Source organism: Neorhizobium fuzhouense, from assembly GCF_042611105.1.
In the GTDB taxonomy this organism is placed as follows: Bacteria; Pseudomonadota; Alphaproteobacteria; order Rhizobiales; family Rhizobiaceae; genus Neorhizobium; species Neorhizobium galegae_A.
Window position 1 is genome coordinate 451,989 of the sequence record NZ_JBHFFP010000001.1, and the last position, 22,053, is coordinate 474,041.

At 63.5% G+C, this 22,053-nt stretch carries 22 protein-coding genes; 12 read left to right on the forward strand and 10 right to left on the reverse strand.

Features of this window, described 5'->3' with window-relative positions; all coding sequences use genetic code 11:
- Window positions 1-326 precede the first annotated feature (326 nt).
- Both ACEXP3_RS02320 and ACEXP3_RS02325 read right to left on the reverse strand, forming a co-directional pair.
- Window positions 327-1,325 carry an NAD(P)H-quinone oxidoreductase gene (locus ACEXP3_RS02320; RefSeq protein ID WP_377295796.1) on the reverse strand — a complete coding sequence of 333 codons (999 nt, stop codon included), beginning with the start codon at window positions 1,323-1,325 and terminating at the stop codon, window positions 327-329.
- A 94-nt stretch (window positions 1,326-1,419) separates the two neighbouring features.
- Complete coding sequence (locus ACEXP3_RS02325) at window positions 1,420-3,225, reverse strand: bifunctional diguanylate cyclase/phosphodiesterase (protein WP_377295797.1); 1,806 nt, start codon at window positions 3,223-3,225, stop codon at window positions 1,420-1,422.
- Between the two features lie 238 nt (window positions 3,226-3,463).
- Here ACEXP3_RS02325 and betI point away from each other — a divergent pair, with 238 nt between their 5' ends.
- Both betI and betB read left to right on the forward strand, forming a co-directional pair.
- Window positions 3,464-4,075: a transcriptional regulator BetI gene (gene betI, locus ACEXP3_RS02330; RefSeq protein WP_377295798.1), complete on the forward strand. Its 612-nt coding sequence runs from the start codon at window positions 3,464-3,466 to the stop codon at window positions 4,073-4,075.
- Entirely contained in the window at window positions 4,072-5,535 is a 1,464-nt protein-coding gene (gene betB / locus ACEXP3_RS02335) for a betaine-aldehyde dehydrogenase (protein ID WP_377295799.1), read from the forward strand. The genes betI and betB overlap by 4 nt, the downstream gene beginning before the upstream one ends.
- 223 nt (window positions 5,536-5,758) lie before the next feature.
- On the opposite strand, the gene ACEXP3_RS02340 is transcribed toward betB, so the two are convergent.
- Both ACEXP3_RS02340 and ACEXP3_RS02345 read right to left on the reverse strand, forming a co-directional pair.
- Window positions 5,759-6,109: a helix-turn-helix domain-containing protein gene (locus ACEXP3_RS02340; RefSeq protein WP_377295800.1), complete on the reverse strand. Its 351-nt coding sequence runs from the start codon at window positions 6,107-6,109 to the stop codon at window positions 5,759-5,761.
- 3 nt (window positions 6,110-6,112) lie between these two features.
- Window positions 6,113-6,310 (reverse strand): type II toxin-antitoxin system RelE family toxin, encoded by a 198-nt coding sequence (locus ACEXP3_RS02345; protein ID WP_377295801.1) that lies wholly within the window; start codon window positions 6,308-6,310, stop codon window positions 6,113-6,115.
- A 98-nt stretch (window positions 6,311-6,408) separates the two neighbouring features.
- On the opposite strand from ACEXP3_RS02345, the gene betA reads away from it, so the two are divergent.
- Window positions 6,409-8,058 (forward strand): choline dehydrogenase, encoded by a 1,650-nt coding sequence (gene betA, locus ACEXP3_RS02350; RefSeq protein WP_377295802.1) that lies wholly within the window; start codon window positions 6,409-6,411, stop codon window positions 8,056-8,058.
- Between the two features lie 3 nt (window positions 8,059-8,061).
- Here the strand turns inward: betA and ACEXP3_RS02355 are convergent, their stop codons facing one another.
- A complete protein-coding gene (locus ACEXP3_RS02355) occupies window positions 8,062-8,427 on the reverse strand; it encodes a type II toxin-antitoxin system VapC family toxin (protein WP_377295803.1) in 366 nt (121 codons plus the stop codon).
- Window positions 8,421-8,642: a ribbon-helix-helix domain-containing protein gene (locus tag ACEXP3_RS02360; protein ID WP_377295804.1), complete on the reverse strand. Its 222-nt coding sequence runs from the start codon at window positions 8,640-8,642 to the stop codon at window positions 8,421-8,423. The genes ACEXP3_RS02355 and ACEXP3_RS02360 overlap by 7 nt, the downstream gene beginning before the upstream one ends.
- A gap of 269 nt (window positions 8,643-8,911) precedes the next feature.
- Between ACEXP3_RS02360 and ACEXP3_RS02365 the strand changes: the two genes are divergently transcribed.
- The 5 genes from ACEXP3_RS02365 (at window position 8,912) to ACEXP3_RS02385 (ending at window position 13,336) form a co-directional block, all read left to right on the forward strand.
- Window positions 8,912-9,463: an RNA polymerase sigma factor gene (locus ACEXP3_RS02365; RefSeq protein ID WP_377295805.1), complete on the forward strand. Its 552-nt coding sequence runs from the start codon at window positions 8,912-8,914 to the stop codon at window positions 9,461-9,463.
- Window positions 9,453-9,959, forward strand: a complete 507-nt coding sequence (locus tag ACEXP3_RS02370) for a hypothetical protein (RefSeq protein WP_377295806.1) — start codon at window positions 9,453-9,455, stop codon at window positions 9,957-9,959. The genes ACEXP3_RS02365 and ACEXP3_RS02370 overlap by 11 nt, the downstream gene beginning before the upstream one ends.
- Window positions 9,956-10,405, forward strand: coding sequence for a periplasmic heavy metal sensor (locus ACEXP3_RS02375; RefSeq protein WP_377295807.1), 450 nt, complete (start codon window positions 9,956-9,958; stop codon window positions 10,403-10,405). The genes ACEXP3_RS02370 and ACEXP3_RS02375 overlap by 4 nt, the downstream gene beginning before the upstream one ends.
- A 76-nt stretch (window positions 10,406-10,481) precedes the next feature.
- Window positions 10,482-12,110, forward strand: coding sequence for a DUF1800 domain-containing protein (locus ACEXP3_RS02380; protein WP_377295808.1), 1,629 nt, complete (start codon window positions 10,482-10,484; stop codon window positions 12,108-12,110).
- 2 nt (window positions 12,111-12,112) lie between these two features.
- Entirely contained in the window at window positions 12,113-13,336 is a 1,224-nt protein-coding gene (locus ACEXP3_RS02385) for a DUF1501 domain-containing protein (protein ID WP_377295809.1), read from the forward strand.
- Between the two features lie 71 nt (window positions 13,337-13,407).
- Here ACEXP3_RS02385 and ACEXP3_RS02390 read toward each other — a convergent pair whose 3' ends face one another.
- Both ACEXP3_RS02390 and ACEXP3_RS02395 read right to left on the reverse strand, forming a co-directional pair.
- Window positions 13,408-13,833, reverse strand: coding sequence for a hypothetical protein (locus ACEXP3_RS02390; RefSeq protein WP_377295810.1), 426 nt, complete (start codon window positions 13,831-13,833; stop codon window positions 13,408-13,410).
- Complete coding sequence (locus tag ACEXP3_RS02395; protein WP_377295811.1) at window positions 13,830-14,084, reverse strand: type II toxin-antitoxin system Phd/YefM family antitoxin; 255 nt, start codon at window positions 14,082-14,084, stop codon at window positions 13,830-13,832. The genes ACEXP3_RS02390 and ACEXP3_RS02395 overlap by 4 nt, the downstream gene beginning before the upstream one ends.
- A 291-nt stretch (window positions 14,085-14,375) precedes the next feature.
- Between ACEXP3_RS02395 and ACEXP3_RS02400 the strand changes: the two genes are divergently transcribed.
- The 4 genes from ACEXP3_RS02400 (at window position 14,376) to ACEXP3_RS02415 (ending at window position 18,969) form a co-directional block, all read left to right on the forward strand.
- Complete coding sequence (locus ACEXP3_RS02400; RefSeq protein WP_377295812.1) at window positions 14,376-15,719, forward strand: chloride channel protein; 1,344 nt, start codon at window positions 14,376-14,378, stop codon at window positions 15,717-15,719.
- A 248-nt stretch (window positions 15,720-15,967) separates the two neighbouring features.
- Window positions 15,968-17,002 (forward strand): TRAP transporter substrate-binding protein, encoded by a 1,035-nt coding sequence (locus tag ACEXP3_RS02405; RefSeq protein WP_377295813.1) that lies wholly within the window; start codon window positions 15,968-15,970, stop codon window positions 17,000-17,002.
- Window positions 17,003-17,119: 117 nt separating this feature from the next.
- Entirely contained in the window at window positions 17,120-17,659 is a 540-nt protein-coding gene (locus ACEXP3_RS02410) for a TRAP transporter small permease (RefSeq protein ID WP_377295814.1), read from the forward strand.
- Window positions 17,659-18,969, forward strand: a complete 1,311-nt coding sequence (locus tag ACEXP3_RS02415) for a TRAP transporter large permease (protein ID WP_377295815.1) — start codon at window positions 17,659-17,661, stop codon at window positions 18,967-18,969. Before ACEXP3_RS02410 ends, ACEXP3_RS02415 begins: the two co-directional genes overlap by 1 nt.
- 262 nt (window positions 18,970-19,231) lie before the next feature.
- On the opposite strand, the gene ACEXP3_RS02420 is transcribed toward ACEXP3_RS02415, so the two are convergent.
- Window positions 19,232-20,623, reverse strand: coding sequence for a GNAT family N-acetyltransferase (locus ACEXP3_RS02420; RefSeq protein ID WP_377295816.1), 1,392 nt, complete (start codon window positions 20,621-20,623; stop codon window positions 19,232-19,234).
- A 376-nt stretch (window positions 20,624-20,999) separates the two neighbouring features.
- The gene (locus ACEXP3_RS02425) at window positions 21,000-22,049 is read right to left on the reverse strand and encodes a sulfate/molybdate ABC transporter ATP-binding protein (protein WP_377295817.1); all 1,050 of its coding nucleotides are present in this window, start codon (window positions 22,047-22,049) and stop codon (window positions 21,000-21,002) included.
- Between the last annotated feature and the right edge of the window lie 4 nt (window positions 22,050-22,053).

The window sequence follows — 22,053 nt, forward strand, 5'->3', positions numbered from 1 at the left end:
CCAAACGGGAAGCCTGAAAAAGGAAAAGGGCCGCTTTCGCGACCCTTCCATGAGTTTGGTCTGTATCACCAGACCGGGACGGCAGCCAGGCTGCGGGCCCCGAGGAAAGTGTGGATCAGGCCGAGGGCTGCCCCGTCAAAACCGTAACCTTTCCATTGTCCGACTTGCAGACCGAAATCTCACTCGACATTGGATCACCTTCCTTTCGTTACGTTACTGTTGAGAAGAAGGTAGGATCGATCGGGCTTCCATGCAAGGCACGTTATATGACAAAGTTCGGAAAGGCGTTACCGACCGATCCGGCGCGCCCTCTGCGGGGGCGCTGATTAAAGTTTCAGCACGATCTTGCCGATATGGTTGCTCGTCTCCATCAGCTCATGGGCTTCAACGACGGCTTCGAACGGCAGCACCGTATGGATGACCGGGGCAACGGTTCCGGCTTCCAGAAGCGGCCAGACATGGGTGGCGAGATCGTCGCGGATCGCGCGCTTTTCTTCTGCCGTGCGCGGGCGCATGGTGGAGCCGGTCACCGTCAGGCGCTTGACCATGATCGGCGACAGATTGACCTTGTCGGCCACTGCTCCGCCGAGGAAGGCGATGATCGAGAGGCAGCCGTCCTTGGCCAGCAAGGAGAGGTTCTTTTCGAAATAGGCCGCCCCGATCATGTCGAGCACCACATCGACGCCGGCGCCGCCGGTCGCATCCTTCACCACCGAGACGAAATCCTCCGTCTTGTAGTTGATCGCCTTCGTTGCGCCGATGGTTTCGCAGGCGGCGCATTTTTCCGCGGAACCCGCGGTGGTGAAAACGGTCGCGCCAAACGCCCGCGCCAGCTGGATCGCGGTGGTGCCGATGCCGGAGGTGCCGCCATGGATGAGCACGCTTTCGCCCTCCGTCAGCCCGGCCATCTGGAAGAGGTTTGCCCAGACGGTGAAGAAGGTTTCCGGAACGGCCGCGGCCTTTACCGCATCATAGCCCTTGGGAAAGGCCAGCGCCTGGCCGGCCGGAATGACCGCATATTCGGCATAGCCGCCGCCGTTCGCCAGACCGCAGACCGGATCGCCGAGGGAAAAGTCGCTGACGCCCTCGCCAAGCGCTGCCACCGTGCCGGCAACTTCAAGCCCCAATATCGGGCTTGCATCCTTCGGCGGCGGATAGGTCCCCTGCCGCTGGGCGACATCCGGGCGGTTCACGCCCGCCGCCTCGACCTTCACCAGAATTTCGCCGGCGCGCGGACGCGGCACCGGCCCCGTGGCAAAGGTCATCACCTGAGGCGCGCCGAAAGACGGCAGGTCGACATGGCGCATGGTGTCGGGAAGGGTCATCAGCTTGTCCTCTCGTTCGGCTTCCTGATGTAGGACAGGGGGGACCGGTTGAAAAGGCGGCGCGCTGACGCGGGGGGCAGCCGGCGGTGTCGCGCTAGCCTGCCCCGTGCAGGAGCGAAAACACCAGCCCGCTCTCGCAATCCTTGGCCTGCGCCTTCACCGCGGCAATGGCCGCGCTGATGCGCCCGACATCATCGAGCAGCAGGCCGGCCGGCAGTTCCACCACGCCGATGGAGCAGCGCAGAAGCGGAAAGTCCCGTTCCGTGCCGCTGCGGTCATTGGCGCGAATGCTGCCGGCAACGCGATCCTCGGCCGAATACAGCTCCACGACATCCGCATGGAAATCCGACAGCAGGCGCCCGAGGATTTCCGACAGTTCCTCCCGCGTCCAATCGGAAAGGCCGATGAAGAAATCGTCGCCGCCGACATGGCCGAGAAAATCGCCTTCGGAGAAGAAATAGCGCTTCATCAGCGCGGCAAACAGCGACAGCGCATGATCGCCCCTCTGGAAGCCGTAATGATCGTTGAACGGCTTAAAGTGGTCGAAATCGCAGTAGCAGAAGAAGCGCGTCTGGTCGTCGTCGCGGCCCACTTCCTGCATGAAATCGCGGATGGCGCGATTGCCGGGAAGGCCGGTCAGCGGGTTCTGGTCCTGCGCCACCTTCAGCTGCTTCTCGTTGATGACCTTGATCAGCGAGGCCGCCGACACAATGCCGGCATAGCGCATGTTTTCGGTGAGGATGACGCAATCGCTGCCATCCATATTGGCAAAGATATGCATCAACCGCTCGGCATTGGCATCGAGCCCGACAATCGGCGCGCCCTCGACGAAATGGGCGATGGAGCGTTCGTAGATCTTGTTCTTCAACAGGTCGCGGCCGAAGGGACGGTAGATATATTCCTTCAGGTGATATTCGCTGATGATGCCGCGCGGCTCGCCATTGGCGTTGAGCACCGGAAAGAAGGCCTGGCGCGGATTGGCGCGAAACAGCTCGAACACCGTATCGACGCTGTCGTTCTCAAATACCGTCGGCAGCATCTCGATCTGCTTGCGGATGAGGATCTCGTCCAGCGACTGGCTGGAACGGCGCCCGCGCCCGAGATGGACGAGATGGGGAAAGGCCGGCTGCAATTCGCTGAGAAAGGCGGTGGGCCGGGCAATGAACCAGCCCTGCACCAGATCCACCCCGAATTCGCGGCAGGCCAGGCACTCCGCCTCGCTTTCCACCCCTTCGGCAATCACCCGCACGCCGAGCACATGCGCAATGTTGACGATGTTGCGCACCAGGTGGCGCTTGCGCGGGCTGGTCTCCAGTCCGTTGATGAAATGTCGGTCGATCTTCAGGTAATCGACGGGAAATTCGCACAGGAGCTTCATTTCGGCGTGGCCAACGCCAAAATCGTCGATGGCAAGCTTGAAGCCCGATTTGCGCATGGTGGCAATCAGGGCGGCAAATTCCGGCGCGCTGGTGTTGTCGAACCGCTCCGACAGTTCAAAGCAGATGGAGGATGGCGGAATATCGGCCTTCGAGAGGTGGTGCACCAGCTTTTCCACCACGAGCTGGCCCTCGCGGATGAGGCGCGCATCCAGATTGATGAACAGCGTGTGGCTGGCAAAATCGGGCAGCGTGGCAAACTTGGCAAGCGCCCGCCCGGCCATCATCTGCTCCAGCCCGAGCAGCTGGTTGGCTTCGGCTGCCGTATCCAGAAGCTCCAGCGGCGAGCGGAAGCCCAGCCGCTCCTGTCCGCGCATCAGCGTTTCGTAACCGAAGACCCGGCCGGTCGCCAGTTCCACGATCGGCTGGAAGGCGTTTTCCAGCGCAAGCTTGGCAAGCGGCAACAGCTGGTCGTTCGCATAGCGTCTCAAGACAGGGTCTTCCGGCGTGACAACGCGCGACATAACGATCTTCCAAGCTCGGACGCAAACGATAAAAATACGACAGACAATCACCTGCCATTCGTCAAAGAAGTCTTGCCGCCAGATGAAGGTTTGATGACAGTCCCCAGTTTCGTTCGAGCATGCCGGCCCTCCAGCGGAAGCGGGAAGGCTGCGGCCGCCTGACAAGCCGAGAACCTGCGCGATTTTTATTGATTGATCAGTCAATCAAAAATATACTGCCGGCCATCAGGAGACACACATGCCCAAGCTTGGAATGGAACCGGTGCGCCGCAAGGCGCTGGTGGAAGCGGCCCTGCGCACCATCGGCAGCCAGGGTTCGCTGGATGTCACGATGTCGCAGATCGCCCGCGAGGCCGGCGTTTCGGCAGCGCTTGCGCATCATTATTTCGGCAGCAAGCAGCAGCTGCTGATCGCCACCATCCGGACGCTGCTCAGCCAGCTGCGCGCCGATGCGGTTTCGGCGCTCGCTCAGGCATCGACACCCCGGGAGCGCATCTCGGCCGTCATTCGCGTCTCCTTCGACGCCGACCAGTTCGCCCCTGATGTGGTGGCCGCCTGGCTTGCCTTCTATTCGGAGGCGCAGCGCTTTGAAGAGGTGCGCCGCCTGCTGGTGCTTTACGCGCGCCGGCTTCATTCCAACCTGATGTCGGGCCTGACGCCAATCTGCGGCCGCGCCGAGGCCGGACGCATCGCCGAAGGGGCCGCAGCCCTCATCGACGGGCTCTACATTCGCCGCAGCCTGCGCACCGCCACGCTCTCCATCGAAACCTCCGTCACACTGGTGGAGGATTATGTGAGCGGGCAGCTTGCCCAAAAGACCGCCCCTTCCCCGTCTGGAGACCGGATATGAAAGCCCAACCGCCCGCCTCCCATTTCATCGATGGCGCCTATGTCGAGGATACCGCCGGCACGGTGATCGAGAGCATCTACCCGGCAACCGGCGAGGTGATTGCCCGCCTGCATGCGGCAACGCCGGGGATTGTCGATGCGGCCGTCGCGTCCGCAAAACGGGCGCAAAGGGAATGGGCCGGTTTCAGCCCTGCCCAGCGCGGCCGCGTGCTGAAAAAGGCCGCCGACCTCATCCGCGAGCGCAACCGCGCGCTGTCGGAACTCGAAACGCTCGACACCGGCAAGCCGATCCAGGAAACCATCGTCGCCGACCCCTCCTCCGGCGCCGACAGCCTGGAATTCTTCGGCGGCATCATCGCCACGGCGCTGAACGGCAGCCAGATCCCGCTCGGCGGCGACTGGGCCTATACGAAACGCGTGCCCTTGGGCGTGGTTGTCGGCATCGGCGCCTGGAACTATCCCCAGCAGATCGCCTGCTGGAAGGCAGCACCAGCGCTTGCCGCCGGCAATGCCATGGTGTTCAAGCCCTCCGAAGTCACGCCGCTCGGCGCCCTGAAGATTGCCGAGATCCTGATCGAGGCCGGCCTGCCGAAGGGCGTCTTCAACGTCATCCAGGGCGACCGCGATACGGGGCCTCTTCTGGTGAACCACTCAGACGTCGCGAAAGTGTCGCTGACCGGTTCCGTGCCGACGGGCCGCAAGGTAGCGGGTGCCGCCGCGGCCCAGCTCAAACACGTAACGATGGAGCTTGGCGGCAAGTCGCCGATCCTCGTCTTTGACGATGCCGATCTGGAAAGCGCCATTTCCGGCGCCATGCTCGGCAATTTCTATTCGTCGGGCCAGGTCTGCTCCAATGGCACCCGGGTCTTCGTGCAGAAAAACCTGCGCGACACATTCCTCGCGCGCCTGAAGGAGCGCACCGAGGCGATCGTCATCGGCGATCCGGAAGACGAAGCCACCCAGATTGGGCCGCTCGTTTCGTTCACGCAGCGCGAAAAGGTGCTGGCCTATATCGAAAAGGGCAAGGCGGAAGGCGCAACGCTCATCTGCGGCGGCGGCATTCCCAACACCGTATCCGGCGAAGGTTTTTACATCCAGCCGACGGTATTTGCCGATGTGACCGACGAGATGACCATCGCCCGCGAGGAAATTTTCGGGCCCGTCATGTGCGTTCTGGATTTCGAGACCGAAGAAGAGGCCATCGCCCGCGCCAATGCCACCGAATTCGGCCTGTCGGCCGGCGTCTTCACCCGCGACATCACCCGCGCCCACCGCGTGGTGGACAGGCTGGAGGCGGGCACGCTGTGGATCAACACCTACAATCTCTGCCCGGTGGAAATCCCCTTCGGCGGCTCCAAACAATCCGGCTTCGGCCGCGAGAATTCGGCAGCAGCGCTGGAGCATTATTCGGAACTGAAGACGGTCTATGTCGGCATGGGCCCGTGCGAGGCGCCGTATTGAGATGACGGGGAGCGCCGGAATGCCCCCTCTGTCGGCGACGCCGACATCTCCCCCACAAGGGGGGAGATCGGGCTGGATTGGCCGTTTCGGCTCCGTCGAAAGTCCGGTCGAATGGCCGGCGAGAGGTCTTCAAGGCACAACGTCGGCGGCCAGTCTCCCCCCTTGTGGGGGAGATGTCGGCGTCGCCGACAGAGGGGGCACCGCCGGTCACGGCACCCGCCCCTCACATCACGATATCGTCGAGATCCACTTTCAGGACCGCCGCAATGCGCTTCAGCACATCGACGGAACCGGTCTTCTTGCCGCTTTCGATCTCGGACAGGTAGGGCTGCGAAATGCCGGCGGCTTCGGCAAGCTCGGAGACGGTGAGTTTGCGGTAGGTGCGGTAGGTGCGGATGCGGCTGTCGGTTTGGCTGAGTTCGTAAACGAGTTCCGCCGGCCAGGTCTCCTCTCCGGCTTCGATCCGAGCCATGATTTCCTTGGCCATAATGATATCCATCATGTCCTCGAACTCTTCCTCCGGGACGAGGACAAATGGCTGACCGTCGATGACCGTTCTGTTGAAAACACCCATGGCCTAATCCTTGTAGATCCCACCTCTCGGGCCGACATTGACCACGAGGACGAGGTTCGTACGTTCGTCGATGATGACCCGGTCGTCGCCGATCCGGATCCGCGCCAGCGAGCTTCCGGCCAATCGCTTCAGATCGACACGCTCCCCACGGGCGAACGCATCGACCTTCGCCTTGATGGCAGCCTCTCGCTTCGGCTGCATCCGGCTCAGGCTCTTCTTCGCGGCGTTAGAATACTCAACCGGCTTCATCGCATCAACATAGCTCCGAGCTATAATTAACGCAACCATGGATTGCTGACATGCAGGCAGATTTCGTCATTATCGGTTCCGGCTCCGCAGGGGCGGCCATGGCCTACCGCCTGTCGGAAGATGGCAGGCACACCGTCATCGTGCTGGAATTCGGCGGTTCCGATGTCGGACCCTTCGTGCAGATGCCGGCAGCGCTTGCCTATCCGATGAACATGGAGCGCTACAACTGGGGATACCTCTCCGAACCCGAACCGCATCTCAACAACCGGCGCATGATCGCGCCGCGCGGAAAGGTGGTCGGCGGGTCCTCCTCAATCAACGGCATGGTTTACGTGCGCGGCCATGCGGAGGATTTCAACCGCTGGGAGGAGATGGGCGCGCAGGGCTGGGCCTATGCCGATGTGCTGCCCTATTTCAAGCGCATGGAACATGCCCATGGCGGCGATGACGGCTGGCGCGGCACCGACGGACCGCTGCATGTGCGCCGCGGCGAGATCCGCAACCCGCTGTACCGCGCCTTCATCGAGGCCGGTCGTGAGGCCGGTTTTCCGGTGACGGACGATTATAACGGCAGCCGGCAGGAAGGCTTTGGCCTGATGGAGCAGACGAGTTGGCAGGGCCGCCGCTGGTCCACCGCCAATGCCTATCTGAAGCCGGCGCTGAAACGCGACAATTGCCACCTGATCCGCTGCTTTGCCCGCAAGGTGGTGATGGAAGGCCGTCGGGCCATCGCCGTGGAAGTCGAGATGGGCGGCAAGATCGCGATGATCCGCGCGAACCGCGAGGTCATCGTCGCGGCCTCCGCCTTCAACTCGCCCAAAATCCTGATGCTGTCGGGCATCGGGCCCGCCGCCCATCTGAAGGACATGGGAATTTCCGTCGTGGCGGACCGGCCGGGCGTGGGTGAGAACCTGCAAGACCATCTCGAATATTACCACCAGTTCAAATCAAAGCTGCCGATCACGCTGCATTCGAAGAACAACTGGTTCTGGAAGGGCGTGGTCGGGGCCGAGTGGCTGTTCTTCAAGACCGGGCTTGGCACGTCGAACCAGTTCGAAGCCGCCGCCTTCATCCGCTCGGCCGCCGGCATCAAATGGCCTGACATTCAGTATCATTTCCTGCCGATTGCGGTGTCCTACGACGGAAAATCCTCGGCCGAGGGCCATGGTTTCCAGGCCCATGTCGGCTACAACATGTCGAAATCGCGCGGCACAGTCACGCTTCGCTCGCCGGATGCGAAGGACGCGCCGGTGCTGCGCTTCAACTATATGAGCGACCCGGACGACTGGGTGAAATTCCGCCATGCAGTGCGGGTGACCCGCGAGATCTTTGGCCAGAAGGCGTTCGATCCCTACCGCGAGGCGGAATTGGCGCCGGGCGACCGTGTGCAGAGCGACGAGGAGATCGACGCCTATCTCGCCGAACATCTGGAAGGCGCCTACCACCCCTGCGGCACGGCGAAAATGGGCCGCGCCGATGATCCGATGGCGGTGGTCGATCCGCAGTGCCGGGTGATCGGCGTAGAAAACCTGCGCGTCGCCGACAGCTCCATCTTCCCCCACGTCACCTACGGCAACCTCAACGGCCCCTCGATCATGACCGGCGAAAAGGCCGCCGACCACATTCTCGGGAAAGATCCCCTGCCGCGCAGCAATCAGGAGCCGTGGATCAACCCGCGCTGGCAGGTGAGCGACCGGTAAGGGTTACAGACGGTAGGGAATTCGAATGCCGGGATGTTCTGTCGGCATATCCTTGATATCGCGGGTTACCAGAAGGCGATCCTGCACCTGGGCGCTGGCCCACACGATGGCATCCGGCAGTTTCAACCGATGCTGACGGCGCAGGGCCACGGCTTTGTCTGCAACAGCCCGGTCGATTTCCACCAGATGAAAACGGGCGAGAAATGCCTCGGTTGCCTCGCGGTGAGGTTCCCGCGCGCCCACCATCACCTCCATCCAGGTGATCATGCTGATGGCACGGTCGTCGTAGAGACCTATTTCGTGTCGCGCCGCCTCGATGCCATTGAGGTAATCGATCAGGATATTGGTGTCGAAAAGCGCCTTCACCATTCTGCCCTGAGCGCGCGCTGGTACTGCAGGCCATCCGCGCACGCATCATCCGATGCCCAGAGGCCGAACGCTTCATCGAAATCGGGCCTCAGGCGTTTTTCAAGGAGTGCCGCAACGGCCTCGCGCACCAGCGCGCTGCGAGACACGTTCTCGTCGCGGGCGATGCGATCGAGAGCCGCAATGGCGGTATCGTCAAAATCGATGAGCGTGCGCATCACAGTCTCCATAACATATATCAGCATATGATATACACATTCTGCATCCGCTCTCAAGTACATCATTTTTCCTGAAATCCGCCGACGGAATTTTGTGTTTGCTGCGTTCAATAGGCATGATGCGGACCCAAGAGGTCATGACGCGGCAGGAGAATGCAAATCGCCATCCAGTCGAGACGGATGCAAGAGACACGTTGCCTGCGGTCCGCCCGCCAGCGCGCTGGACAGCGCTGCCCGCTTGGCGCACGCGTGGCATCGGGCAGCATCCGATGACCGCCGATCCCGATGCAGATCTCGTCAAGGCCGTGGCGTCAGGCGATGCGGCCGCCATGCGGGCGATGGTTCACAAAAAGCTGCCGCGGCTGCTGGCGCTGGCCAGCCGCATGCTGGGCGATGCGGCGGAAGCGGAAGATGTGGCGCAGGAAACTTTTTTGCGCATCTGGAAACAGGCGGGCAGCTGGCGGCAGGGGCGTGCGCGGTTCGATACCTGGGCGCACCGGGTGGCGCTGAACCTCTGTTACGATGCGCTGCGCAAGCGCCGCGACGTGCTGGTGGCAGAGCCGCCCGAGCAGATCGATGACGCCCCCCTGCCGGATGACGGCATTGCGGGCCGGGAAGCGGAAAGCCGGCGGGTGGAGCGCGCGCTGCAACAAATTGCGCCGCGCCAGCGCGAGGCGATCATCCTGGTCTATTATCAGGAGATGTCGAATATCGAGGCGGCCGAGGTGATGCAGGTGCGCGTCGATGCGCTCGAAAGCCTGCTGTCGCGGGGACGGCGCGCATTACAGGCCATCCTGAAGGGAGAAGACGATGACGAATGAGACGCCCCCAATGACCCCGCAGGAATTTTACGCGCTTGTCGATGCCTATGGGGCAGAGGAGCGCCGCTGGCCGAAGGAGAGGCGCGCCGCCGCCGCGCGATGTGCCGAAACCCCGGAGGGTGCGGCCTATCTGCAAAAGGCCGCAGGGCTGGATGCAATCCTGTCGCGTTATCAGGCACCCTCGCCTTCGCCCTCCCTTGTCGCCCGCGTGCTGCCGCCGGAAGCGCTTGCCGCAGCCTCCCGGCGTGCGACCTGGCAGAGGCGGCTGCGCGCCTCATGGATGGGGGCGGGCCTTGTCGGCCTTGGCCTTGCCGGCGGGCTAACGGGGGCTGTTGCGGTCTCCGTCATCATGCCCGGCCAGCCGTTGCCGTTTTCCGATGGCGTGGTGCCGGCCGCACTGACGCTCGGAACGGCCGGCACGGCCGAAACCGCCTTCGGCACGATTGCCGGCGACCCGGCCGGCGAGACGAATGGGATGATCGGAACGATGCAATGAACGAGACGCGTTTTCGCCGCCTGGCCGTCGGACTTCTTCTGGCCAATACCTTTCTTCTCTGCGCGCTTGCCGGTGCAGGCGCCGTCTACCTCAACGCCCGCGGTGCAGCCCCCCTCACCCGTATGCCGCTCGCCGGCGAGCAGTTGCCGAGCGATGTGCGGGGCGACTTCCAGAAGGCGCTGTCGGATGCGCGCCGCGAGGTGCGTTCCACCGTGCAGGAGGCCCGTCAGGCCCGCGTCGAGGCTGCTGCCCTGATGGGCAAGCCGGTTCTGGATGCGCAGGCTCTGTCGGATGCGCTGGAGCGGGCGCGCGATGCGGAAATGGCCGTGCGGGCGGCCACAGAAAAGCGCGCCGTGGATTTTGCCGCCGGCCTCACCCTCGATGAGCGCCGGCGCCTCGCCGACGGGCTGGTCCAGCGCGAGGCACCGCGCCCCGCCACGAAATGATCACATTTCAGAACCGACGGATTTTTGGCGCGCTGCCCGTTGAAGGAGCAGTCACGCAACGGAGTTCGGTTCTCTCATGGCCAATCCTCAGGATATCGATGCCGCCCTTGCGCTCTGGCGTTTTGGGCTCGGCGCACAGGAAGGCAGCATTGCTGCGATCAAGGCGGATCCGCGCGATCTGCTGAGACAGGAAATCGTCGAACAGGCGGTACCGACGCCTGTCGGCGCGGAGCTTCGTTCCCATGCCGATCTGCTGGTCTCGCTTTACGACTACAACGAACAGGTCAAGGCCGAGCGCGAGCGCCCGCAACCGACCCAGGTTTCCGCAAAACCCGGCGAGGCGGCAATGGCGGCTGCCGGATCTCCTCCTCCCCCATCTGCCGCAAAACCCGCAAACGCCGGCCCCGGAATGGGTGGTGCGGACATGGCCGCGGGCGCCATGGGGGCTGGGGGAATGGGCGCTGGCGGAATGGCCGGGGGTGGAATGGGTGGAGGCGCAGCGGCTCCCGGCAACAGCGCGGGGCAGACCATGCCCGGCGCAGGGACTGCGAAACCCGCCGGGCAACAGGCCGATTCCGTCTCAAAACGCCCCTATTATCCCCAGCAGATCCTGCTTGCCGAAGCCGACGCCCGCTTCAACGGCACCATTCACCAGCCGCTGATCGGTTTTGGCGAGCGGCTGGCGCAGTTCTGGGCGAACCACTTTTCCATCGCTGTCTCCAAGGGCGGCGAGGTGCACATCCTTGCCGGCTGTTTCGAGCGGGAAGCCATCCGCCCGCATGTCTTCGGCCGTTTCGAAGATATGCTGGTGGCGGTGGAAACCCATCCGGCCATGCTGGTCTTTCTCGACAACCGCCAGTCCATCGGCCCCAATTCGCCCGCCAACAAGAACGGCAAGCGCGGCCTCAACGAAAACCTCGCCCGCGAAATCATGGAACTGCACACGCTCGGCGTCGGCAGCGGTTACTCCCAGGCCGATGTCACCTCGCTTGCCCGCATCATCACCGGCTGGACGGTGTTTCGCGATGAGAAGAAGCCGGGCCCGCAGGGCACCTTCGTCTTTAATGCCTATGCGCATGAACCGGGCGACCATGCGGTGATGGGCATCACCTATGCGGAAGGCGGCGAGGAACAGGGGCGCGCGGCGCTGCGCGATCTTGCCCGCCACCCGGCAACCGCCCGCCATCTCGCCACAAAACTGGTGCGCCATTTCGTGGCAGATCAGCCGCCACCGGCGCTCGTGGCAAAACTGGCCGCTGCCTATACCAAGACCGGCGGCGATCTCTCGGCGGTCTACATGGCACTGGTCGATGCCGAAGAGGCATGGAACCCGCAACTGACAAAGATCCGCACGCCGCTGCAATATGTCACGGCCGTGCTGCGCACCACCGGCATCAAGCCGAAACCGCAGCAGATCATCTCGGTGCTGAATGCACTCGGCCAGCCGCTGTGGAACCCCTCGGGGCCGAACGGTTTTTCCGACGCAAGCGACGCCTGGGCCTCCTCCGAAGGGCTTGCCACCCGGATTGATGCGGCAAGCCTGTTTGCCGGCCAGGTGCCGGGAGCCATTGATCCACGCGCCTTTGCCGGTGACCGGTTCGGGCCGCTTCTCTCCGATGACACGCTGCAAGCAATCTCCCGGGCGGAAACGCGGCCACAGGGCCTCTCCATCGCCTTCCTTTCCCCCGAATTCCAGAGGGCCTGATCATGCTGTGCGAAAACATTTCTCCCACCCGCCGTGCCGTGCTCGGTGCTTCCGGCGCTCTCTTTGCCTGGGCCTTCATGCCGCGCTTTGCCCATGCGGCGGGCGGGCGTGATCCGCGCTTCGTCACCATCATCCTGCGCGGCGCGCTGGATGGGCTGACCGCGGTGCCGCCGATCGGCGATCCGAACTATGAGGGCCTGCGCCAGCAGATCGCGCTGCGGTTCGATGGTGACAAGCCGGCGCTGCCGCTCGACGGCTTTTTCGGGCTCCACCCGTCCATGCCGAAATTCCAAAAGATGTTTCAGGCGAAGGAGGCAGCCGTCGTCCATGCCAGTGCCACCGCCTATCGCGAGCGTTCGCATTTCGACGGGCAGGATGTGCTGGAATCGGGCTATTCAACCCCCGGCCATGTGGAAACCGGCTGGCTGAACCGCCTGCTGGAAGGCCTGCCGGCCGGCGAAAAGATCGCTCCCGGCGCCTCTGAGCGGGTGCGCGGCCTGTCGGTCGGCGCCAATGCGCCGCTCGTCATCCGCGGCAAGGCGCCGGTGCTCGGCTGGGCGCCCTCTGTGCTAAAGGCCGCCGATGGCGATCTTGCCCCGCGCCTTGCCCAACTTTACGGCAGGACCGATCCGCTCCTGTCGGAGCTTCTGAAGGAAGGCATCGAAACCGGCAAGATCGCCTCCGGCCTTGACGTGAAGGCACGCGGCGGACCGGGCGATCCGAACGGCATGGAGCAGATGGCACGCGGGGCGGCACGGCTTCTCGCACAACCGGAGGGACCGCGCGTCGCAGCCCTTGCCTTTGAAGGCTGGGACACGCATGCGCAGGAAACAGAGCGTCTGGCAAAACTCCTGTCAGGCCTCGATAATTCGCTCGCCGCCTTCCGCGAGGAACTGGGGCCGGTGTGGAAGGATACCGCCATTGTGGTCGCCACCGAATTTGGCCGCACCGCCCGCATCAACGGCACCGAAGGCACCGACCACGGCACCGGCACCACGGCCTTCCTGGCCGGCGGAGCGGTGGCCGGTGGCCGCGTCATCACCGACTGGCCGGGCCTCAAGGACAGCCAACTCTTCGAAGCCCGCGACCTTGCCGCCACCACCGATATCCGCGCGGTGGTGAAGGGCATGGCGGTCGATCTCTTAGGCGCCAGCGCCGGTCATCTGGCCGATGTTGTCTTCCCCGGCTCGCAAGCCGTTCAGCCGATGAAGGGGCTGATCGTCTGACGGGAGGCCGCTGCCGGTCTCATCCCCTGCCCCGAGACCGGCAGCCGCTCACGTGGTCAACGCCAACAGGTTCAGCGTCTTGTCGAGGGGATGCGCCCCCTCATCATCGCCTGATAGAGCCGGGCCCTGATCTCCTCGTAGAATTCCTGGGGAATCATACCGTAATCGAAGCGGCTCGGGTCAGAAGGCAGGGAGCGCAGGTGAATGCCGGGCCATACGAACCTGTTGACCTCGCTCATACGTACCCAGCTAATCTCATCATCCAGACCGAGCTGTCGCCTCAGTTCCGCGGGAACCTCAATGGAAAGCTCCTCCTCGCCGGGCTCTGGAGGCGAATGGGTAATCGGCACGACAATGGTGTCCTGGCTCTTCGAATGATAGAGGATGATGGCGCAGGGCCTGTCCTTGCGCCCAGCCGTCCGACCCTCTTCTTTTTCCTGATCCCAAAGATAGTTGTAGCGGATGACAAGACCGGGAACCGGGATCGGAGGCTTCACGGGGATGCTTTGCCGTATTGGGCGCCCATGATCTGTGCCATGGTATCATCATCGATATCGCCTGCGCGGATGACCTCGCGTTCGCGCTTCTTCATGTCCTGATAGTGCTTAAGTTCAGCCGCAGACAGGAAGGCGCCGATCGTGCGATTATGCGCCGTGACCTCGATCACCCCGGCCGTCTGCACCTGCTCACGGAATGTCGTGAACTTGCGGGCAAATTCTGTGGCGGAAACTTTAAACGGCTGCGCCATGATAACGTGTCTCCTGTCGTTGTAAAATACGCAATTTACAACAATTGGTCAAGGACAGAGGCACGGAGAAGACCGTCCCACCGTTCCTTCAGAAGGCCTTATCCTCCTGGCGCGGTACCGGCAGGTGGATAAGGGGAGGATGCCATTCGGAGGCTATTTCCCTCTGAAAAGGGCAAATCTGCCTTAAAGATCCGTCATATAAGCCGCATCGCTGCGGGATAAGGCTTGCATCCCCCTGCATCGGAGGCGTTAAAGGGGCCTGCCTTTCCGAAAATAAGCCCCGAGCCTGCCATGCCCCTCTCCTATCGCAAGTCCCGAATGTTTCGCCGGTCACGCGTCATGCGCGGGTCATGGCGGGTGTGGAAGCCGCGCATCGTATTCTGGATCGGGGCGGTGGCGATCGGGGTGGTAAGTGTCGGCTTTGCCATGGCAGCCGATCAGGCGCAGCATCTGTTCAAGGCGCTGACCTCGGCCGGGCCATACGCCTTCCTGCTGCCGCTTCTTCTGACGCCGGCGGGGTTTGCGCTGAGCGCCTTCATGGCGCTCTCCTGGTTTCCCAATGCGCAGGGCAGCGGCATTCCGCAGGCGATTGCGGCCCGGCACCTGAGCCATGAGGCGGCGCGCGGTGCCCTGTTGTCGCTGAAACTTGCCGTCGGCAAGGTCATCCTCACCATTGTCGGCCTGTTCTGCGGAGCCTCCATCGGACGCGAGGGGCCGACCGTGCAGGTGGGCGCGGCAATCATGCTGGCAAGCGGGCGCATCGGCGGCATGGCGCAGGCGAAGGGGCTCATTCTTGCCGGTTCTGCGGCCGGTATCGCTGCGGCCTTCAACACGCCGCTTGCCGGCATCGTCTTTGCCATCGAGGAAATGAGCCGCAGTTTCGAATCCCGCGCCAACGGGCTGGTGCTGGCCGCCGTCATCCTGTCCGGCCTTGCGGCCCTGGGTCTAGTCGGCAGCTACACCTATTTTGGCGAAACCTCCGTTGCCGCCTCGGGCACGCGCGACTGGCTGCTGGTGCTCGTCTGCGGACTGGCGGGCGGCGGACTGGGTGCCTGCTTCAGCGCCGGCGCACTCTCCGTTGCGCGCCGCGTGCGCCGTTTCGTGCAGCCGAACCCGCTGAAGAAGACAGTGATGCTGGCGGCCGTCTGCGGGCTGGTCGTCGCCGTCATCGGCATTCTCTCGCACGGGCAGACCTTCGGCACCGGCTATGAACAATCGCGCGCCATCCTGAACGGCGAGGCGCCCGATCCCTTGCTCTTCCTGGAAAAATTCGCCTCCACCTTCCTCTCCATGGCCTCCGGCATTCCCGGCGGCATCTTTGCCCCGTCGCTGACGGTCGGCGTCAGCCTCGGGGGAACGCTGGCCGGCCTCATCGGCGGCAATATCGCGCTCGGTGCCATTCTCGGCATGGCCGGCTATTTTGCCGGCGTCGTGCAGGCACCGATGACCGCCTTCGTCATCATCATCGAAATGACCGGCAATCATCAGGCCGTCATCCCGATCATGGCCGCCTCGATGCTCGGTTATGTGACGTCCCGCATCATCAGCCCGGAACCGCTCTATCACGGCCTGTCGCGGGCGTTTCTGGCTCAGGCCCTGCGCGCCCAGCGCAACGAGCAGCGCGCCCTCCCGTGACGGCAGCGGCCGGCCATCGCCCGGCTCTACCGGTAATACATATCCATATCGTTATGTATTGCGTGATTGTTTTTATTTGCGCGGCGGGTTTGCTTCTGTAAGCATAACCAGCATGGGGGAAGGATGCGACCGTGGAGGGGTCCGTCCGGTTCGGGATATGGCACGGGGCCCATCGAGGCGCCGGAAGCCGCCGGCAGGATGGGACCGCAGCAGATCTCCCCTGACATTCAGCGCGAATGGAGGAGATCATGTTGCGCAAGTTTCTGTTGGCCGGGCTAGCCGGTGCCGCCGTTTCCCTGACATCCTACGCGGCCTTTGCCGCTGACGTGGTGCTGAAACTGCACCATTTCCTGCCGCCGCAGGCGACCATTCCCTCCAAGGTGCTGACACCGTGGGCGGAAAAGATCAAGGCCGACAGCGGCGGCCGCCTGCAGGTGGAAATCTATCCGGCCATGCAGCTGGGCGGCAAGCCCGGTGAAATCGTCGACCAGGTTAAGGACGGCGTGGTGGATCTCGGCTGGACGCTGATCGGCTATACGCCGGGCCGCTTCCCCAAATCTGAAGCCTTCGAGCTGCCCTTCATGGTGACGACCGGCGAGGCGACCTCGCTTGCCTTCAACGATTACTACGAAAAGCACCTGAAGGACGAGTTCAAGGACTTTCACGTTCTGGCCGTCCACACCCACGGGCCGGGCCTTCTGCACACGATTGCCGCCAAGCCGATCAAGTCCCTGTCCGACATGAACGGGCTGAAACTGCGCGGCACCTCCAAGGTGGTCAACCAGATGCTGGAAGCCATGGGCGCCTCTGCCGTCGGCATGCCGGTGACGACGGTTCCGGAATCGCTGTCGAAGAGCGTCATCGATGGTACCGTCGTTCCCTGGGAAGTGACGCCGTCGATCAAGATTGCCGAACTTGCGCCCAACCATACGGGCTTTTCCGGCAAGACCGGGCTTTACACGGCCGCCTTCGTCTTTGCCATGAACAAGGACAGCTATGACGCGCTGCCGGCGGATCTGAAAAAGGTGCTGGACGACAATTCCGGTGCAGCGCTCGCCGCCAAGTTCGGCGCGGCCATGGATGCCGGCGACGTGCGCGGCAAGGAACTGGCCGACAAGGCCGGCAACAAGACCTATATTCTGGACGAGGCCGAAACCGCCCGCTGGAAGGCCATCGGCGACAAGGTGACCCAGAAATGGGTGGCGGAAATGGATGGCAAGGGCCTCAATGGCACCGCGCTTTACAAGGACGCCGTCTCGATGATTGCCGCCCACTCCAAGTAAATCCGCCCTCTCCCCTGTCCAGGCGCCACCCCGCGCCTGGACAGCCGTGTGCGGACCGACCTTTTTCGACACTCACGTTTCGACACACTCAGGTATCGACAATCAAGGATGTCTCCGATGGCAACCGAAACTTCCTCTTCCTTCGCCGCCCTGGAGCGCGCGGCCCACCGCCTGGCGGGCGTGCTCGTCGGTTTCGGCGGGGTCTGCCTCGTCATCGCCTGCGCGCTCACCGGCTTTTCCATTCTGGGTTCGCTCACCATCCGGCCCATCCCAGGCGAGATCGAACTGGTGGAAGCCTTTTGCGGCCTCGCCGTCTTTGCCTTCCTGCCCTATTGCCAGCTGAAGCGCGGCCATGTCGGGGTCGACCTGATGATCGCCCCCTTCGGCACGCGGGCGATGAACGCCACGCAGCTTGCCGGTGACATCATCATTGCCGTTCTCTTTGCGCTTCTCACCTGGCGCCATGGCGTCGGCCTCATGGACAAGTTCGGCAATGGTGAAACCACGCCGCTGCTGCTCCTGCCGGTCTGGTGGGGGCTTGCCATCGCCATGGTCCTGCTCGTCGCCAATGTCCTCATTTGTCTTTTCGTTCTTGTGGCCGACCTGCGCGACATCCGCCGGGGCCGGGCCATCACAGTCTCCATGGGAGCCCATTGATGAGCAGTATCGAAATCGGGCTCTGGTCGTTTCCGGTTCTCATTCTCCTGATTTTCCTGCGCGTTCCGATCGGGGCCGCCATGCTCGGCACCGGCATTGTTGGCACCTACATCGTGCTCGGCAAATGGATGCCGATCCTGTCGCAGCTGAAATCGATCAGCTGGGCGACCAATGCCAATTACTCGCTGTCGATCATTCCGCTGTTTTTGCTGATGGGCCAGTTTGCCGCGCGCGGCGGCATGAGCCAGGCCCTGTTCAACGCCGCCGCGGCCTTTGTCGGCCACCGCAAGGGCGGCGTTGCCATGGCAGCCGTGGGCGCAAGCGCCGGCTTCGGCTCGATCTGCGGCTCGTCGCTGGCAACGGCTGCCACGATGGCGCAGGTCGCCCTGCCGGAACTGCGCCGCCACGGCTATGCCGGCGGTCTTGCCACGGCAACGCTTGCCGCCGGCGGCACGCTCGGCATCCTCATTCCGCCCTCCGTCGTGCTCGTCATCTATGCGATCCTTGCCGAGCAGAACATCGCAAAACTATTTCTCGCCGCCTTCGTGCCCGGCATCATTGCAGCGATCTCCTATCTCGTCGTGATCGCCATCTATGTGCGCCTGAAGCCGGAAAGCGCCGGCCAGGCGCCGCGCGTGCCATGGTCTGAACGGCTGCCGGCCGTGATCGCCGTCTGGCCGGTCGCCGCCATCTTCTTCCTCGTCGTCGGCGGCATCTATCTCGGCTGGTTCACGCCGACGCAGGCCGCAGCGGTCGGCGCCGCCAGCGCCGGGCTCGTTGCCTGGAAAAACGGCGGGCTCGACCGCGCCTCGCTGCTTGCCTGCTTCAAGGAAACCGCCGTCTCCACCGGCATGATCTTCTTCATCGTGCTCGGCGCCTCGGTGTTCAACTCGTTCCTCGCCTTCTCACGCCTGCCGCAGGTGGGCGCCGAATGGGTGACAGCGCAAGGCTTTGCGCCGATGACGGTGCTGATCCTCATCCTCGTCCTCTACATCATCTTCGGCTGCATCATGGATTCGCTGTCGATGATCGTGCTCACCATCCCGATCTTCTTCCCGATCGTGACCGCGATGGACTTTGGCCTCTCGCCGGAACATTTCGCCATCTGGTTCGGGATCCTGGTGCTGATGGTGGCCGAGATCGGCATGATCACGCCGCCTGTCGGGCTCAACCTCTTCATCATCTCGGCCATGTCGCGGGAAGTGCCGGTGCGCGAAACCTACAAGGGCATCGTCCCCTTCGTCACCGCTGACCTGTTGCGCATCATCCTGCTCACCGCCTTTCCGATCATCTCGATCTTCCTGGTGTGAGGGGGCCGTAGCGTAGCGGCTGGTGTTTTACCCCCCTCTGCCCTGCCGGGCATCTCCCCCACACGGGGGGAGATCAGCCTGAAGCCGGCGCAGAATTCCAAACCTACCTCAGCAAGTGCCGCAAACGCTCATAAGGGACGCAGACATCGGCCGCACGATAATCTCCCCCCGTGTGGGGGAGATGGCCGGCAGGCCAGAGGGGGGTACGGCAAACGCAACGGCAACGGCAGCAGCAACCGCCGCACCCTGCGCGCCCAAACCCTCACCGCCGAAGCATGTTTTTCAACCCGCCGCCGATCAGCATGGTGACGTCGTAGAGCGAGCCGATCGGCACGTCGCCGCCCACGGCGAGGTAGCGCGGCTGCCAGGCGGGATCGAATTTCGACTTGAACGACAGCACGCCCTGGAAATTGTAGAAGCGCTCGCCGTGGCGAAAGATGCGGCGGCCGATATGGTTCCACAAGGGGGCGGCCTGGTGGTCGCTGAGGCCGGCAAGCGGCGCCATGCCGAGGTTCATCGTCGAAAAGCCGTTTGCCTTCAGGCGCTCCATGGTGCGCACGAAGAGAAGGTCCATCATGCCGCGATGGGTGCCGGGCACATGGCGCATCAGGTCGATGAAGGCTTCGCGGCCGTTATTGGCGGTGAGGATATTGGCGAAGGCGACGATCCGGCCTTCGATGCGCACCACAGCCACCGGACTTGCCGCCACATAGGCCGGCTGGAAGGTGCCGAGCGAAAAGCCCTTTTCGCCGGCCTTGTGGGCCGCCAGCCACTGGCGCGAGACCGACAGAAGCTCGTCCAGCACCGCCGGCACCTCGCACGGCTGCAGAAAGGCGAATTCCAGGCCGTCGCGTTCGGCGCGGTTGATCGAGCGGCGCAGTTTCAGCCAGGCGCCGCCCTTGAGGTCGAAGCGCGTGAGATCCACCACCGCCTGTTCGCCGAGCTTGTAGGGCTTGAGCCTTGCATCGACGGCCGAGGGCAAAAATTCCGGCGAGACCTGGTAGAAGACCGGCCGGCAGCCATCGGCACGGGCGGCATCCATGAATTTCATCACAAGCGCCGGCCATTCGGACCGCGGCCCGACCGGATCGAACAGCGCAACCCACGAGCGGCCATGGCAGGCATACATGATGAAGGTTTCGCGGCTATCGGAAAACAGCACATGCTTGTCGCCCAGCCGCACGAGGCCGGCGCTGGCGTTGGGCTGGCCGGCGACGATTTCGGCGGCGCGCGCCAGATCCTCGGGCGCGGGGCCGCGTTTTGGCTCCGGCGCCGGGCGCAGGAAGCGCCGTCCCGCCCAGGCGCCGGCGAGAAGGGTCAGCGACAGCGTCGGACCAGTGCCATCCGGCAGCGTCTCGGAAAGATTGAGCGGCAGGGCAAGCACGCCCTCATCCAGAAAGAGGTCGCCCAAGACGCTTGCGGTAAAGGCCAGAAGACAGGCAAAGCCAAAAGTGGGGCGGCCGGGCCGCACACGCAGCAGCAGGGCGGCGAAAGCCAGCAGACCTGCGACCATGCGCAGCGCCTGGCTCGGCGGTCCAGATGGCGCGCGAACCGGACGGCCACGCGCAAAGCCCGATTGCCGCCCAGGCGCCTGCTGGTCGTGCATGTCATCCAGCAGCATTATCTCGTCAGGATCTGTCGAAAGCATATCCATGTCTGGCCCGTCAAAGCGTCAAGTCCGGCAGTGGCCATAAAGGTCCTGCATGGTCTCAAGCTTATCGCACGCAGACGTAAACCAAGGCGTAAGCGCCAAGGTTTCGAATGCGTGAAAGCCGGCCGCCAGCATGGTCCCCATACGCCGCGTCACTGGTACTGCGCCATTCCCCCAAGTCTTGGCCCGCGACAATGCTGTGGCAGAACACGCGCAGACAGACCGTCACCAGGCGCTATAGGCATAAGACATCGTTAAAGACAGTCAATATCTGACCACCGTCGATCTTGAACATCTTATACTGCGCTGCACGCTTGGACGCCGTGCGACACCCCGCCAAACCCGGCGCGAGACACGCCCAAGACCGGCTGCCCGCAGATCAGCTTTCGAGAAACAGGCGCCAGCGGGTCGGGCGGAAAGACAGATCGCCGCCCAGCGTCACCGGTGCATCGAGCGGCACCTCGATTTCGACGTGATGCGCCTTGTCGGGACTTCCCGCGCCATGGGCGATGTCGATCTCGGCAATGCGCGTGCCGGCAAGGCGGCGACAGGCGGTGACCTTGCCCGACAGCGCCTCCGCGCCATCGGTCAGCACCACATCCTGCGGGCGGAAGAACAGGCGCGCGCGCCCCTCTCCCTGATCGGCGATGCCGATCGGACGATCGTTGAAATGAACGGCACCCTGCTTCAGCGTTACCGGCAGTTCCGACGAGGATCCGATGAAGGAGAAGACGAAGGGTGAGCCCGGCCGGTCATAGACATCGTCGGCAGTGCCCACCTGCTCGATCTTGCCCTGGCTCATGACGACGACGCGGTCGGCAAGCTCCAGCGCCTCTTCCTGGTCATGGGTCACGAAGACGGTGGTGTGGCCGGTGCGGTCGTGAAACTCGCGCAGCCAGCGGCGCAGTTCCTTGCGCACCTTGGCATCCAGCGCGCCAAAGGGCTCATCCAGCAAAAGCACGCTCGGCTCGATCGCCATGGCACGCGCGAGGGCCACGCGCTGCCTCTGGCCGCCGGAGAGCTGGTTCGGATAGCGCTTTTCCAGCCCGGACAACTGCACCATGTCGAGAAGATCGGTCACACGTTTGCGGATCTCGGCCTTTGGCGGACGGGTGGCGGACGGGCGCACCTTGAGACCGAAGGCGATGTTTTCGGCAACCGTCATGTGGCGGAAGAGCGCATAGTGCTGGAAGACGAAACCGATATTGCGCATCTGCACGCTTTTCAGCGACGCGTCCTCGTTGCCGAAGAAGATCTGGCCTTCGGTGGGCTGTTCCAGGCCGGCGATGAGCCGCAGCAACGTGGTCTTGCCCGAACCGGAGGGCCCCAGCAGCGCGATCAGTTCACCGGAGGCAATGTCGAGCGACAGGTCATGCAGGGCCGGAAAGCGCGCGAATTCCTTGCGGATATTCTTGATTTTAACGTCCATCGTC